Annotated in this window: 13 protein-coding genes and 2 riboswitches; of the genes, 3 read left to right on the top strand and 10 right to left on the bottom strand. The window is 65.6% G+C overall.

All coding sequences use genetic code 11. From position 1 onward, the window contains the following. Positions 1 to 95 precede the first annotated feature (95 nt). Together ACSQ12_RS04260 and ACSQ12_RS04255 are read left to right on the top strand one after the other, a co-directional pair. Positions 96 to 839 (top strand): hypothetical protein, encoded by a 744-nt coding sequence (locus ACSQ12_RS04260; RefSeq protein WP_209747181.1) that lies wholly within the window; start codon positions 96 to 98, stop codon positions 837 to 839. Beyond that, positions 836 to 1,570: a hypothetical protein gene (locus tag ACSQ12_RS04255; protein WP_436064454.1), complete on the top strand. Its 735-nt coding sequence runs from the start codon at positions 836 to 838 to the stop codon at positions 1,568 to 1,570. Before ACSQ12_RS04260 ends, ACSQ12_RS04255 begins: the two co-directional genes overlap by 4 nt. A 202-nt stretch (positions 1,571 to 1,772) precedes the next feature. On the opposite strand, the gene ACSQ12_RS04250 is transcribed toward ACSQ12_RS04255, so the two are convergent. From ACSQ12_RS04250 to ACSQ12_RS04205, 10 genes are all read right to left on the bottom strand, one after another. After that, entirely contained in the window at positions 1,773 to 4,799 is a 3,027-nt protein-coding gene (locus ACSQ12_RS04250) for an alpha-mannosidase (protein ID WP_436064453.1), read from the bottom strand. Positions 4,800 to 4,974: 175 nt separating this feature from the next. Then, a complete protein-coding gene (gene fdhD / locus ACSQ12_RS04245) occupies positions 4,975 to 5,847 on the bottom strand; it encodes a formate dehydrogenase accessory sulfurtransferase FdhD (RefSeq protein WP_436064452.1) in 873 nt (290 codons plus the stop codon). Positions 5,848 to 5,918: 71 nt separating this feature from the next. Beyond that, positions 5,919 to 7,439 carry a molybdopterin molybdotransferase MoeA gene (locus ACSQ12_RS04240; protein WP_436064451.1) on the bottom strand — a complete coding sequence of 507 codons (1,521 nt, stop codon included), beginning with the start codon at positions 7,437 to 7,439 and terminating at the stop codon, positions 5,919 to 5,921. Then, the gene (locus ACSQ12_RS04235) at positions 7,436 to 7,807 is read right to left on the bottom strand and encodes a DUF6457 domain-containing protein (RefSeq protein WP_436064450.1); all 372 of its coding nucleotides are present in this window, start codon (positions 7,805 to 7,807) and stop codon (positions 7,436 to 7,438) included. Before ACSQ12_RS04235 ends, ACSQ12_RS04240 begins: the two co-directional genes overlap by 4 nt. Positions 7,808 to 7,867: 60 nt before the next feature. Next, positions 7,868 to 8,485 carry a molybdenum cofactor guanylyltransferase gene (gene mobA / locus ACSQ12_RS04230; RefSeq protein WP_436064449.1) on the bottom strand — a complete coding sequence of 206 codons (618 nt, stop codon included), beginning with the start codon at positions 8,483 to 8,485 and terminating at the stop codon, positions 7,868 to 7,870. 46 nt (positions 8,486 to 8,531) lie between these two features. After that, on the bottom strand, positions 8,532 to 9,032 hold the full coding sequence (locus ACSQ12_RS04225; RefSeq protein WP_011690663.1) for an HNH endonuclease: 501 nt from the start codon (positions 9,030 to 9,032) through the stop codon (positions 8,532 to 8,534). Positions 9,033 to 9,257: 225 nt separating this feature from the next. Continuing rightward, positions 9,258 to 10,022, bottom strand: coding sequence for an NlpC/P60 family protein (locus ACSQ12_RS04220; protein WP_011690662.1), 765 nt, complete (start codon positions 10,020 to 10,022; stop codon positions 9,258 to 9,260). A gap of 139 nt (positions 10,023 to 10,161) precedes the next feature. Then, positions 10,162 to 10,746 carry a C40 family peptidase gene (locus ACSQ12_RS04215; RefSeq protein ID WP_245199264.1) on the bottom strand — a complete coding sequence of 195 codons (585 nt, stop codon included), beginning with the start codon at positions 10,744 to 10,746 and terminating at the stop codon, positions 10,162 to 10,164. Between the two features lie 160 nt (positions 10,747 to 10,906). After that, a riboswitch (cyclic di-AMP (ydaO/yuaA leader) is annotated at positions 10,907 to 11,084 on the bottom strand. Positions 11,085 to 11,213: 129 nt separating this feature from the next. Then, positions 11,214 to 12,035: a M23 family metallopeptidase gene (locus tag ACSQ12_RS04210; protein WP_436064448.1), complete on the bottom strand. Its 822-nt coding sequence runs from the start codon at positions 12,033 to 12,035 to the stop codon at positions 11,214 to 11,216. A 3-nt stretch (positions 12,036 to 12,038) separates the two neighbouring features. Then, a riboswitch (cyclic di-AMP (ydaO/yuaA leader) is annotated at positions 12,039 to 12,252 on the bottom strand. A gap of 140 nt (positions 12,253 to 12,392) precedes the next feature. Continuing rightward, complete coding sequence (locus ACSQ12_RS04205) at positions 12,393 to 13,088, bottom strand: metal-dependent transcriptional regulator (RefSeq protein ID WP_436064447.1); 696 nt, start codon at positions 13,086 to 13,088, stop codon at positions 12,393 to 12,395. 380 nt (positions 13,089 to 13,468) lie between these two features. Between ACSQ12_RS04205 and serC the strand changes: the two genes are divergently transcribed. Beyond that, positions 13,469 to 14,599 (top strand): phosphoserine transaminase, encoded by a 1,131-nt coding sequence (serC, locus tag ACSQ12_RS04200; RefSeq protein ID WP_436064446.1) that lies wholly within the window; start codon positions 13,469 to 13,471, stop codon positions 14,597 to 14,599. Positions 14,600 to 14,614 lie beyond the last annotated feature (15 nt).

Below are 14,614 nucleotides of genomic sequence, written 5' to 3'. Positions count from 1 at the left end.
GACCAACGGGTTCGACCATTTAGCATAGTTCATATACCCCCCGCCGTAAAATCGACCGACCACAACCGCCCGAGCCACCCTGCAGGAAGCCATACATGCCACTCCCCGCCAAGGCGTTCCAACGCTGGCTTCACGGAATCGCGCCCCAGGCGAGCACTGCCGACATCTGCAGGATCTCCGGGGTCAAGCGGACCACCCTGGCGCAGCAGCTGGTCCGCGGGAAGGTGGCCGAAAGCACCGTTGTCAGCATCAGCCGGGCCTTCAACATCAATCCCGTATCGGCACTGGCCACATTCCAGAACTACAGCGAGCTGACCGGAAGCCCCTTACCTCCCACTGCCGCGGAGCTGGTCAGCCAGATCGCCACCATGGATCTGCTGAAGGCGGTCATTGCCCGCTCCGCCGGGGCGGGAGGGGACGGAGCGGACCAGCCGCAGCCGGCCCCGCCCCTGACCACCGTCCCGCATGCAACGTCCGTCAAGAACTGGGTTGACGCGATCGACGACGGCGAGCTGCGGCACCGGGTTTCCTCGGCCACCGGAATCGCCCCGCAGAACTACTCCGCCCAGCTGACTGCCAACCGGTTGACTCCGGAGCTGGCCATCGCCACGTCCAAGGCAGCAGGGGTGGGACTGACCGGGGGCCTGGTAGCCACCGGAATGATCACCGAGGCGGAGGCCGGGTGGCCACCGGGGGCGAGGCAGGCAGCCTTGGATGCTTTGTCCGACGGCGAGCTGGCGACCCTGGCCGGCGACAGGCTGCAGGCACTCGGGAAGACACTCAAGCGCCAGGAACAAGACCACGAACAAACCAAAACGATCTGGGAGAACCTCGGATGATCGAGATCCTGCAATGGTCCACCCTGGCCGTATGCTGCGCCGCTGCAGTGGCGCGCATTCCGAGTGCGGTCAGGGGTGAGAACAGGTCGCTCTTCTATATTTTCGTGCTGGCCACCCTCGCGATTCTGCTCAGTATCGATGGCCCCTACATCGCCATCGACCAACTGCTCGGCGGCACCAACGTCACCAACCTCGTCCTTCGGTTCGTGATCTTCGCCGTCATCTTCTTCATCGGGCTGCGTTTCATCAGGGGTTTCGGCGCCGACGGTTCACGGCGCTGGCTCCTGGGACTGCGGGGAGGGCTGGTATTCGGCGTCATCGCTGCCGTCATGGTCGTCTTCTTCGTGATGATGGATTCGTCCGGGTCCTCGGCGGGGCTTGTGGCTGTGTCCGGGCGCAGTGCCCGGAATGCCGAGCTGGTCGAGTACTACGGCGCCGCGGGACGAGCCTATCCGGCCTACGTATCCCTGGTCCTGCTCCCGGCCATGGTAAAGGCTGTGGCCAGCAGGCTGCCGGTCCTGGTCCGCGTCGGAGCCCTGCTGCTGGCCATCGGCGGCGTTTCTTTGACCCTGAGCCTGCTCTTCCCCTTCATCCCGGTGCAGTGGCACTCCCTGAGATTCATCATCAATTACGGGGCCGCCCTGTGCTTCGTCCTTGGCCTTGCCGCCTTCTGGATGGCGCGGGTCCGGGCACTGCAGCCGGGCGTGCGAAGGTCATCTACTGCAAAGTAGGCTTAGGGCTTTCACAAAATCATTAGAACGTGAGAGAATCATGAAAGTGTGAAAGTGACTGCCGGCTGGCGTCGAGAACGGGGACAATCCGTTCGACTCCGGGCGGCCACTGAGCGCTATTGGGGGGATGAGTGGTGGCGGGCCGTTGGGGACCGCCCCCACTCAGCCTGTTTAACGGCCGGACCACCTCAGCCGCGGGGCCTCAGCGGGCAAACCGCAGCGTGAGCAGCTGGAACGGACGCAACGTCAGCTTGGCGGAATCCCGGCCGGTTTCGACACCCGGGCCCGCTACCGGTCGCTCCAGCAGGTCCACTGCCTGCACTTCCCTGGTATCAAAATTGGCCGTCACGATCCCCTCGGACCGCTCCCCCAGGGACTCATAGAGACGCACAATGACGTCACCGGACCCGTCCTCCGCCAGCTTCACCGACTCCACCACGATTCCCTGGTTGAATACCGTGAACAGCGGACGGACAGCGTTGGCGCCCCTCACGATCCGCGGGGCCAGGTTGGTCCGGTAGCCCTCCTCCACGGCGTCGGCAATGGCCGCCCCGGGCCTGATGGTCACCAGCAGCTCGTGCCGCCCGCGGTCGGCGTCGGGATCCGGATACTTGGGTGCGCGCAGCAGCGAGGTGCGGACGGTGGTGGTGGTCCCGCCGTCGTCCCTCACAGAGCGGGTGACATCGTGTCCGTAGCTGGAGGCGTTGGTAACCGCCACACCGTAACCCGGCTCCGCCACGTGGATCCAGCGGTGGGCACAGATTTCGAACTTGGCCGCCTCCCAGGATGTGTTGGTGTGGGTGGGCCGGAAGACATGCCCGAACTGCGTCTCCGATGCTGAGCGGTCCGCCCGTACGTCCAGGGGGAAGCCGATCTTGAGCAACTTTTCGCGTTCCTGCCAATCCACGGAGGTCAGGATGCCCAGCGAGCCGGACCCCGCCTCCAGCGAAATCCGCTGGGTGATCGCGGACGCGCCCGCCAGCCGCTCCACCACGACGACGGCGTCCCAGCCGCCCCGCTCGAGCGTCACCGAATGCGCGTCCGTCAGTGAGGTGACGTTGCGGCGGTAGAACTCGTCGATGTCCCATGCGTCCCACTCGTTGGGCGTATCGCGGTGGAGTTCCAGATGGTTCCCGTATTGGCCGGGAGCGATAGCATCGCGGCCGCTTGCGTGGTCGATGAGGGAGGTCACGAGTCCGTTCGAGTCCAGCACGGCCCTGATCACGCCGTTGTCCAGGATGTATCCCCCGGCGTGCTCGGTGACCGTCACCGGGTGATCGCTCCGGACAGGTTCGGCGGCTGCAAGAGCGGGTACGCCGCTGCGTTCATGCGGCGCGGCGTTCAGCAGGAACTCGCGGCTGCCCTCACCGAGCATGGCGCGCGCGGCGTCGGCAATAATGGCCTCAAGGGCCTCCGAGATGGCCGCGTAGTTCCGCTCTGCGTCCTGATGGACCCAGGCAATGGAACTGCCGGGCAGGATGTCGTGGAACTGCTGCAGCAGGACCAGCCGCCACAGTCGCTTCAGCTCGGCCGCCGGATAAGGGAACCCGCCGGCGGTGCGCACGGACGCCGTGGCACACCACAGTTCGGCCTCGCGGAGCAGGTGTTCACTGCGCCGGTTGCCCCGCTTGGTCTTGGCTTGGCTGGTGTAGGTCCCGCGGTGCAGCTCCAGGTACATCTCCCCCACCCACACGGGCAGGGACGTGTATTCAGCCTGCGCCTGGGTGAAGAAATTCGCAGCCGTTCCGATCCGGACCCTCGGCGATCCTTCCAGGTCGGCGGTGCGGTGGGCTGCGGCGATCATCTCCCGCGTCGGTCCGCCGCCGCCATCGCCGTAGCCGAACGGGACCAGGGAGACAGTACCGCGGCCGTGATCGCGGTAGTTCCGTTCCGCGTGCGCCAGTTCCCGGCCGCTCAGCTCCGAATTGTAGGTGTCAACGGGCGGGAAGTGGGTGAACAGCCGCGTGCCGTCGATTCCTTCCCAGTTGAAGGTGTGGTGCGGCATCCTGTTGACCTGGTTCCAGGAGATCTTCTGGGTCAGGAACCACTTGCTGCCGGCAGCCTTGACGATCTGCGGCAGTGCAGCCGAGTAGCCGAAGGAATCGGGCAGCCATGCCTCCCGGCACTCCACGCCAAACTCGTCGAGGAAGAACTTCTTGCCTTCGATGAACTGCCGGGCCATGGCCTCACCGCCCGGCATGTTGGTGTCGGATTCCACCCACATGCCGCCGACCGGCACGAATTGGCCCGCTTTGACCTTCTCGCGGATCCGCCCGAACAGCTCGGGATAGAACTCCTTCATCCAGGCGAGCTGCTGCGCCGACGAGCAGGAGAAAACGAAGTCAGGAGACTCGTCCATCAGGGCCACGACGTTGGAGAACGTGCGCGCGCACTTGCGGATGGTCTCCCGGACCGGCCACAGCCACGCCGAATCGATGTGCGCGTGGCCTGTGGCGACCAGCTGATGGGCCGAGGCGTACGCCGGGCGGGAGAGAACCTCAGCCAGGGCTGCACGGCCTGCAGCCGCGGTGCCGGGAACGTCGTCCGGATCCATGACGTCCAGCATCCGCTCCAGGGCGCGCAGGATCTCGTGGCGGCGCGGCAGTTCCATCGGGAGCTCATGCATGAGTCCGCTGAGCGTCCATACGTCCTGCTGCAGTTCCCACACAGTCTGGTTGAGCTCGGCGATGGCCATGGCGCCCAGCCGGTATTTGGGGTCGCTCCCCGCCGTTGCCTTGTCGCCGTAGGGCATTGCCGCGAAAGTCCACCCCTGGGCAACATCCGGGTTGGCGGCCGCTTCCACGTAGAAGTCCACTGCCATCCCGCTGCCGAGGAGCTTCAGTGGAATGTACTGGTTCCGCGGCGAGATGGCCTTGATGATGGTGCCGTCCGGCCGCCAGGCGATCCCTTCGCACTGAAAGCCCGGGAGCTCCCGGGTGAACCCGAGGTCCACCACTATTTCCACCGCGGTATCGGGAGCGGTGCCCCAGGAATCGGGCACTTCACCCTGCAGCCTCAGCCATTTGGTGCTCCAGGGGCGACCCCACGCCGATCCGTGCTCCAGCGGCACGAAGTCGTGGCGGAGGGCCTCCAGAACGGAGACAGGCTCGTCCGGAACGTCCCAGGCGCTGAGGTTCAGCGGAACGCTGCGGGAGTACACCGCGGGGTCCACGCGTTCGCGCATGAAGCGGTCAAGACGGACTTCCGTGATGCGGCGGTCGTCGTGCAATGTAGTCCTCTTTAATGCCTGTTGTATGGAAGCTGACAGCTGGTTCGCGGTATGCGCCCAGGCGTTGGCTTCAGCTTATGTGCAAGCCCGTGGACTCAGCCGAAGGAGCGGATCGGCGCGTCCATTCGATGGATAAAATCTACTGCGCCGGGCCCAATAATCCAAGCATTTTGCCCTAGCCCGGCACGGGGGCCGGAGCCGTGACACGGTGGTCTCCGGCATAAACGTTGAGGGTTGAACCCCTGCTGAAGCCCGCCAGGGTCATGCCGCTGGCGGCGGCAAGTTCAACGGCCAGGCTGGAAGGGGCGCTGACGGCGGCGAGCACCGGAATACCGGCGAGTGCCGCTTTCTGAACGAGTTCGAAGGATGCCCGGCCGGAGACCTGCAACACCGTCCCAGTCAGCGGCAGCAGCCGTTCGCGCAGCGCCCAGCCCACCACCTTGTCCACGGCGTTGTGGCGTCCAACGTCCTCGCGCAGGCACAGCAACTCCGTACCGCCGTCGTCGTTGATCCTGAAGAGACCCGCTGCGTGGACACCCCCGGTGGCGTCGAAGACGGCCTGCGCCGCACGGAGCTTGTCCGGGAGCCCGGACAGCGTCTCCACGGGCACGGTCAACGGATCAGCCGCCGGGCTGAAATGCGACGACTTGCGGACGGCGTCGATGGAATCGGTCCCGCAGATGCCGCACGAGCTTGACGTAAAGATGTTGCGTCCCCTGTCAGGGCGCACGACGTCCGGCCTGAGCTGCGCTTCCACGACGTTGAAGGTCTGCACGCCGTTCTCATCCTCGCCCGCGCAGAACCGCAGGGAGATGAGCTGATCGGGGTCCCAGATGATGCCCTCGGAGACCAGGAAACCGGCCACGAGGTCGAAATCGTCGCCGGGCGTGCGCATGGTGACGGTAAACGGAAGGGAATCCAGCCGTATTTCCAGCGGTTCCTCCACAGCCAGGACATCCTCCCGGTGCCGCACGGGAAATTCGAGTGACTGGGGTGAACCGTCCAGGACGAACCTGTGGATCTTGCGGCGTTGCGTCATGCGGGCCACGATGCGCTCCTTATAGTGCGGGATATGACCATCATTGCAAGCCCCGACCGCCTTCACCAGCCGGGACCGTTCTAGCCGAGCAGCGCGCTCCAGTCCACCGGCCCGTCCGAAGCTGATGGCTTTCGCGGGGCCTTGCGGGGAGCGGTCTTGGGCTTCGCGGCGGCGGGTTCCGCCGCCTGGATCGGAGCGCCCCAGGGCAACGCGAAGGCGGGCACCGGCTCGCCCAGCTGAACGCCGTGCGGCGGAACAACAAGGACGCCGTCGGCAGCAGCCAGACCGCGCATCATCCCGGGCCCCGTGTGCCGGGCAGGGGACGCCATGCCGTACAGCAGCCTGAAGGGCATCAGCCGGGTCCGCCCCGGATCAGGCTCAATCATCGCTCCGCAGGGCACCTCGTGGACCGGAGCGAGGGTTCCGTGGCCCAGGGCGGCCAGGAGGGGCGCGCCCACCGTGCAGAGGGCCATCATCGCGGCAAGGGGATTGCCGGGCAGGCCAAGGATGAACCGGCCGTCGGGCAGCTCAGCAAGGACGGCCGGGTGTCCCGGGCGCATGGCGATGCCGTCTATCAGCAGGCGCCCGCCCAGTTCCGCGACTGCGCGGCGGAGGTGATCGGTCCCGGACCCGCCGGTTCCGCCGGTGGTGATGACGACGTCGGCAGGCGCCTCTTCCGCCGCCGGCCCTTCCGGCAGCACGGAACCGCCCGCCACGGCCTGTTCCCCCGGACCGTCGGGTTCCGGCCCGTCGTCTTCCAAGGCAGCCAGCCATTCGTCGTAGCCGTCGCCGATTTTCTCCTGCCCGGCGCAGATGCCACCGAGCATCTCAACCACGGCCCCAAGCTGCGGGCCGAAGGTGTCGCGGACCTTGCCGGGCGCAGGCAGGCCCGCGGTGACCACTTCGGAGCCTGTCAGCAGGATCCTGACCAGCGGTTTCCCCTGGACCCGGAGGGAGTCGTGGCCGGCCAGTGCCGCGAGTGCCAGATGGGCCGGGTTGAGGACTACACCGCTCTTGACCAGGACGTCACCGGCTGACGCTTCCTCGCCCGCCTTCCGGATGTGCTGGCCGTTCTTCGGTTCACCGGGCCTTGCAGCGCCGCCAAGGGCCAGGACGGGGAGCCCGTCCTCGTCCTTGGTCATCATGCCGCTTTCGCTGCGGAGCACGGCCTTGGCCCCCGGTGGTATGAGGCCGCCGGTAACAATGGGACTGGCCTGATGCGGCGCAAGCCTTTGACCGGGTTCAGCCAAAATCCATGGGCCCGTCCCGTTCACTGCCCAGCCGTCCATGGCGGATGAAGCGTAGTGGGGCATGTCCTGGAGCGCCGTAATATCCGCCGCGAGCGTCCGGCCCAGCGCATTCCTGAGCGCCACCGGTCCCGGCGGGATGGGTGTGGCGCAATCGAATGACTTCTGCCGGGCCTCCTGCCAGGTGTGCGCCAAATGGGTGTGCCCGGCCCCCGGGGTTTCCGCCTCCGGGGATTCGGCCTCGGCCGCGACGGAACCGGCCTCGGCCTCGACGGTTGCAGTGAGGCGGGAGGCGCCCCCGCGGTCAGGAACGTCGCTGGCGGCGTCACCGCCGCCCGGCGGCGCAGCCGTCATGCGCCGGTGGTCCCGCTGTTGGTGGACGGGCCGGAGCCATGATCGGTCCTAACCGGGCCTGAACCTGCCACGGTGGGCTGTCCGGGCACCGCCGGATCCACTGCTGCATAGTCCATGGCAAGCGCCCGCGCCACGCCCAAGGCAGCCTGCATGGACACCGCGTCCGGGGCCTGCCCGGAACCCGTCGCCATTCCCGCCGCGAAGCCTGCGATGAAGGTGGTCAGCGGCGCCGCCGGCCGCACGACGGAGTGGGCCGCGACACCGGCCAGCGCGAGCACTTCATTGACATCGACCTCGACGTCCTCCAGCTCGAAGGCTTGCAGCAGCGCCCGGCACCAGTCCTCCAGCGTTTCGTCCTGGCTTTTCACTGTTGCCTCCAAACTCAAAATTCGGTTGCGGTGCCACCGCACGGTCCCACCGACGGTGGCTCAAGACCCTTGGCGGGACACCCCTAGCGCGGTGGCATCGTCCCAGGTGTCCACGTCGTCCGTGGCACCGGCGGGGACGGTAACAGTCCGCACGTCAAGCCTAGCAAGGAGGGCGAACACTGATGCCCCGGCAAGCCCCCCGCTCGTCTCCATTTCGTCAATGGAACGTTGTAGCGCAGCTGTGCTATAAAGGCCTGCGAGCGGTTGGCTGCGGCCGTCGAGGGAAGCAGACATGACACCATCCGGCCCTGCAGGGGCCGGGCCGTGGTCTGCGAGGGCGGCCCGAAGGGCGGCAACTGCCTGGTCCGCTTTGGGCATGTCGCAGGCCAGAATCAGCGTCATCGCGGCCCGGAGCGGACCGCGCGCCCGTTCCAGTGCCGCCATACCGGCAGCAATGGCCGCTGCGGGACCCGTAAAGGCAGGCTCCTCGCGGCACGTCAGGACACCGGCAGGCAGTTCGCCGGGATCCGGTCCCACCACCACTGTGGCGCGAGCTCCGGCAGCCGCCGAGAGCGACCGCGACAGGAGGGTGGCGCCGTCGTACATCAGCTGGGACTTGGGCACGCCGCCCAGGCGCGATGACCGGCCGCCCGCCAGGATTAAGGCATCAAACTCCACAGGGCCAGCCTAGCCATTGAGACGGGTCCTGCGCAGGATCGACGCCTCAGGCGGCGGATTCAGGCAGAAGGAAAGGGTCCCACGCAGGGGTGGGCTTTTCCAGCTCCTTGATCTGCCAGATGGTGCCGTGCGGAGGCGCGGGCACAAACCTGAGCTTCCAGCCCATCTCGGCAGGTGTGTGGTCGCCCTTCACGTTATTGCATCGAAGGCAGGCGGCCACAAGGTTTTCCCAGGAGTCCGCACCACCCCTCGATTTCGGATGGACGTGGTCAATGGTGTGTGCTGCCTTACCGCAATAGGCGCAGCGGTGTGCGTCACGGCGCAAAACGCCCCGGCGGCTCACCGCGGTGGTTGTGTTGTACCGCGGCCGGATGTAACGGTTCAGGAGAATCACGGACGGACGGCCCAGGATCTCCTGCGGCCCGACGACAGGATCGTCGCCCTCGGCCACTACGCTAGCTTTTCCGGTCAGCACAAGAACCAGCGCCCGGCGGAAGGTTACAACCGCCAGCGGTTCATATCCAGCATTAAGAACGAGAGTGCGCATGCACATACCTCTTCACGGCCGCGCCCGTCAGGGGCTCGAGGGCCGGCTGCCCTCTGCTTGTCCGGGCGCTATGGATCGACAACACAAGAGTAAACACTCAAGTGGCCGATCACCGAATCGGGCCCTTACCATACACTCCGTGTCGGCAAAAATTCACCTGCCGGAAACGCAGAAGAACCCCCGCCCGGAGGCAGGGGTTCTTCCGGCAAACGTTAGCTGGAGGCTTTAGCCGCCAACGCGGATGAAGACCGGGCCGGAGCCGACGTTGACGCTGAACAGGGAAGTGGTTCCGCCGTTCCAGCCACCGTGCACGGCCTGGCCGTTGCCGACGTATACAGCGATGTGGGCCATGCCCATGCCGCCGTTCTCGTAGTAGGCGAGGTCGCCCGGCTGTGCCTCGGCTGCACTCACGGTACGGCCCAAGGAAAGGTAACCGGCCGGCCAGCCGTGGTAGTTGATGCCTACGGCCGCAAGCGCGTTGGTGGCAAGGGCGGTGCAGTCCTGGGCAACGCCGAGCTGGGCGTACGCCGCAGCTGCGATCGAAGCGCCGTTTCCGCTGGCAGCGGCGGGGGCCGCAGGGGCAGCCGGAGCCGCCGGGGCGGACACAGTCTCTGCAACGGCAGCCGGAGCGGCCGCGGGAGCAGCTTCCTGAACCTCAACAACCGGCTTGGGAGCCTCAACGACCGGAGCCGGGGAGGTGGAAACAGCCGGCTTCTCGAAGGAGATGGCGATGCTGGATGCAGCCGAGATGTTGGCCGGAGCGGAAGACTGGACTTCCAGGGTGGAAGCAGAGGTTGCTTCGCGCTGAACATTGGTGTCGGCAGCGTTGGCTGCGATACCGCTCGTCAGGACCAGACCGGAGGCAGCAGCGATAACCGCAGCCTGACGGCCCATGCCACCGGCGTTGTCGCCGACGGCCTTGGCAATGACAGCAAGCGAGTTGGTCTTTGTAACCTCGGCGCGATGCCGTGCGATGGCACGAGTAGTCATTAGTTCTCTCTTTCGTTTTCCTCAGACTGCATGGCAGGCCGCGGTTTTTGGACGCTCCGGCATCTTGGGGGTAAGCCGGAACGGCCCGAACAGGGTTTTTAGCGAAGAACGCGCGCTTCAGCGATGGGAAGCGCGTGTGTTAGCGAAGCGTGTAGAACGCAGAGGTGCCCGTGGCGGACACAGCGTGCAGGAGAGTGCCCTGCGAGGGGTTGAGCGCGCTGATCATCATGCCGTTGCCGACGTAGATGCCAACGTGGGCGCCGCCGTTTTGCATGACAAGATCGCCCGGCGCCGGGGTGGCGGTAGGCGTCATGGCTGTCCATGCGTTGGTGCGGGGGATGCTGATGCCGGCCTGTGCGTATACCCACTGCGTGAAGCCTGAGCAGTCCCAACCGCTGGGAGTGGTACCGCCCCAGACGTATGGGCTGCCGATACCGGTGTAAGCGATGGCAGCGAGGCCCGATGCTGCTGCGGAAGATGCGGCGTCAGCAAGCTTGCTTGCCTTGGCCTCTCCGTCAGCCTCAGTGGAGGTCTCGCTGGCGTCCGTACCGGTGGACTGTGCCCGAACGGTTTCAACCTTGGGCGCTGCCTTCGTGGTCACTGCCGGACGCTCGAAGGAAACAGTCGCTGTCGGTTCTGCAGTTACGGTCAGCTGGGCCGACTGTGAGCCGGACTCCGTCGAAGCGGAAACGCCCAGGTTGGTATCGGCGGCATTTGCCGGCATCCCAACACTAAGGATCAGTCCGGAAGCAGCTGCGATAACAGCCGCCTGGCGACCTACGGTCCCGGCGTTGGCAGTAACAGCCCTGGACACGGAGTTCAACGGGTTCGTACGAACCGTTTGCGCGCGGTGGCGCGCAGAATTGTGACGTGTAGACACGAAGGTAGCCTCTCCCAATGCCTACGAGGTGAGCTGTCGGATTCGGATGGGAGTCACCCGGCCGCTCGGCTTCCTGGGAAGCGTTGCGACTTAACCCCAAGGTCTTCTTGCGAAGACCAAAATTGGTTCCCCCGCCTCTGCCAGACGATGTAATGCGAACGGACCTTGAGCGGTGGCAGAGTTAGGCAATCCACTCAAGAGCGCCAACTTCGGAAAACTTGGCGTGCTCTAAACGGTACAGGAATTCCGAACGAATGTCACATTCAGGTCACGGCATGTCACAGGAATGCGAGAGCGGGCGATCGTTTGGATCAGAGCCAGCCGAGCGGATCGACGACTTCGCCGTTGACCATCACTTCAAAGTGCAGGTGGCAGCCGGTGGAGGCACCGGTGGTCCCGCTGAGCGCCACCACGTCGCCGCGGTTGACCTTCTGGCCAACCTGGACACTGGACGACGAGAGGTGGTTGTACGTGGTTTCCAGGCCGTTGCCGTGGTCAATCACCACACGGTTGCCACCGCCGTAGGGGTGCCAGCCGGAGAAGGTTACGGTTCCGCTGGCGGCGGCGAATACGCTTGTGCCGCACTGGGCCGCGTAGTCCTGGCCACGGTGGAACTCGCCGGCTCCGCCCGTGATCGGGCTAACCCGGAAACCGAAAGGTGATGCGGTGACCATCTGTTCCAGCGGCGCACCCAGGCTGCCGGTGGATGCCGCGCGGGTGATGGTTCCGGCTGACTGCGCGCTCAGCAACTGCTTGAGCTTGCCGTCCGGATCCCCCTTGGTGGCTACGGCGGTCCGGTTGAAGTCGATCTTGGCGCTGGCGGCAGCGGAGACCTCCGGCTGCGCCGCGACTGATGCGGCGGCGGTGGATCCCGTGTCTGACGTGGCGACCATGGGGCCGGTTGACGGTACGGTCACGGTAAGGACCAGTCCGGTGGCGGCCAGCGCGATGCCCGCCTTCTGACCCACGCCGCTCGCCGAGGCGAAGTCCGTAACCTGGCTGAACAGGCCCCGGCGCCGGCGCGCATCACGGTGTGCGTCGCGCGGCCTGACCGTCATTACGGCTTCGGCCACGGGGTACTCCGAAGCGGGACCTGTCGCCCTGCGGCGGCCCCTGACGGTCTGCGTGGTCAAGAATTATCCTCTCTGGAAAGCCTGCGGAGTTAGCTGTCGGATTCGGGTCAGAGAGATCAAAGACCCGGTCCGCCAATGCAAGGCATCCGACACAGGGGTATCCCAAAGGAATCCTTCGTCGGAGGTGCTTTGCCGCTGACGGACTTCACCCCAAGGCCGTCTTTCAACGGCCGGTTGTGGTTCCCCCGCCTCTGCCAGGAGGTGATTCGTACCTTGATCCGCTGGCAGAGCTCGGCTTCGGATCAGGTAACGCTTTAGTATCGGCGCTAGTCCTCAACTATAGGTGATTAATCAGCACGGTAATAATTCCGTTATCTGCGTCTCAACGTGTTGTAGGTGGTCCTACGAGGTGCACGGTTAGCGGACCGTAACAAATACGTGGGCCGCAACTTCGGGCGGCAGTTCCAGGGCGCCTTCGATCTCGGGTACGCGCACCGAGATGTACTCCCCCACGCGCTCCAGGGCGACGGACGCCCCCGGCCGGATGCCGCCTTCATCGAGCTGGACCAGCAGCTCCGGCTCAACCTGGATGGGCTCGGCCAGGCGGCTCACGGTAATGCGGGAGTCGGCCCCGTATCCGGCCATGGCGTCAAGAAGGTTCACCACTCCGTCGGTGAACGCGGGAGTGGGCTGGCCACCAAGTGCCGCCAGGCCGGGAATGGGATTGCCGTAAGGGGAAACCGTGGGATGGTCCAGGAGCTCGAAGATGCGCCGCTCGACCCGCTCGCTCATGACGTGTTCCCAGCGGCAGGCTTCGTCATGGACATACGCCCAGTCGAGGCCGATGACGTCGGCGAGGAGCCGCTCCGCAAGGCGGTGCTTGCGCATAACCTCGGTAGCCCGTTTCCGGCCTGTTTCGGTGAGCTCAAGGTGCCGGTCGCCCGAAACAACCACCAGTCCGTCGCGCTCCATCCGGCCGATGGTCTGCGAAACAGTGGGGCCGGAGTGGCGCAGCCGTTCGGCAATCCGCGCACGGAGAGCAACGATGTTCTCTTCCTCAAGCTCCAAGATTGTCCGAAGATACATCTCCGTGGTGTCGATCAGATCCGTCATCCAGCTCAGCTCCTCGAGCACAGTCCTTGCGTCAGTCCCACCGTACCGCGCGGAGGCGTTTCCCGTTGGCCGCGGCGAAGTGGACCTGCATCCACCGATCAGCCTTGGGGAACGGCCTCACGGGATCAGCCCGGCCGGCATCGCGGCCCGCTATACGTCAGGGACCAGCTTAGCCTATTTTGAATTACTCCGGATAATTCGGCGCCGAGCTTCACAGGGACGTGACCGCCTGCGCCTCAGGTATGTCTCAGTGACTGGACTATGACGGATATCGTTCCGTTCCCCACCGGCGCGTCAGGCAGAATATAGGGGATTCCCCCGGCAGGAACCCGTGCACTGCCAGGCCTCCCCCACGTCCACGCCGAAAAATTGGAGCCATTGTGAGCGACACCAGCATCACTATCCCCGCCAACCTCCTGCCCAAGGACGGACGGTTCGGCGCCGGGCCTTCAAAGGTCCGCCCCGAGCAGATCGAGGCCCTGTCTGCCGCCTCCGCCACGCTTCTTGGCACCTCGCACCGCCAGGCTCCGGTCAAGAACCTCGTAGGGTCCGTCCGCAACGGCCTGAGCGAGTTCTTCCGCGCCCCGGACGGCTACGAAGTCATCCTCGGAGTGGGCGGCTCCACCGCGTTCTGGGATGTCGCGGCGTTCGGGCTGGTGGACAGCAAGGCCCAGCACCTCTCCTTTGGCGAGTTCGGTTCCAAGTTCGCCTCCGCCACCAACAAGGCTCCGTTCCTGGACGCATCCTCCATCATCAAGGCCGAGCCCGGTACCCGGCCCGTAGCGCAGGCGGAAGCCGGCATTGACGTGTACGCCTGGCCCCAGAATGAGACCTCCACGGGTGTCGCTGCCCCGGTCACGCGGGTTGCCGGGGCGGATGAAGGATCGCTGGTCCTGATCGATGCCACCTCCGCTGCCGGCGGGCTGGACGTCGATGTGTCGGAGGCTGACGTGTACTACTTTGCGCCGCAGAAGAACTTCGCGTCCGACGGCGGCCTGTGGCTGGGCCTCTTCTCCCCCGCCGCCCTTGAGCGTGCTGCGCGGATCAAGGCAAGCGGCCGGTGGATCCCCGATTTCCTGGACCTGCAGACTGCCATCGACAATTCCCGGCTCAACCAGACTTACAACACCCCGGCGCTGGCCACCCTGGTCACCCTGGACGCTCAGGTGCAGTGGCTGAACGCCAGCGGCGGGCTCGATTTCGCCGCGGCCCGTACCGCCGACTCGGCCGGACGCATCTACTCCTGGGCAGAGGCCTCCGAATACGCCACGCCGTTCGTTGCCAAGGCCGAAGACCGTTCAAACGTGATCGCCACGATCGACTTCGACGATTCGATCGACGCTGCGGCCATCGCGAAGGTCCTCCGTTCCAACGGGATTGTGGACACTGAGCCGTACCGCAAGCTGGGACGCAACCAGCTGCGCATCGCCACCTTCGTGGCGATCGACCCTGACGACGTCTCCGCTCTCCTGTCCAGCATCGACTACGTCGTGGGAGAACTGCGCAAGTAAGGAACCAGCCAACGC

The organism is Arthrobacter sp. LjRoot14 (assembly GCF_964253905.1).
GTDB lineage: Bacteria > Actinomycetota > Actinomycetes > Actinomycetales > Micrococcaceae > Arthrobacter.
Note: the sequence above shows the minus strand (reverse complement) of the source record. Positions and strands in the feature narration are given on the sequence as shown.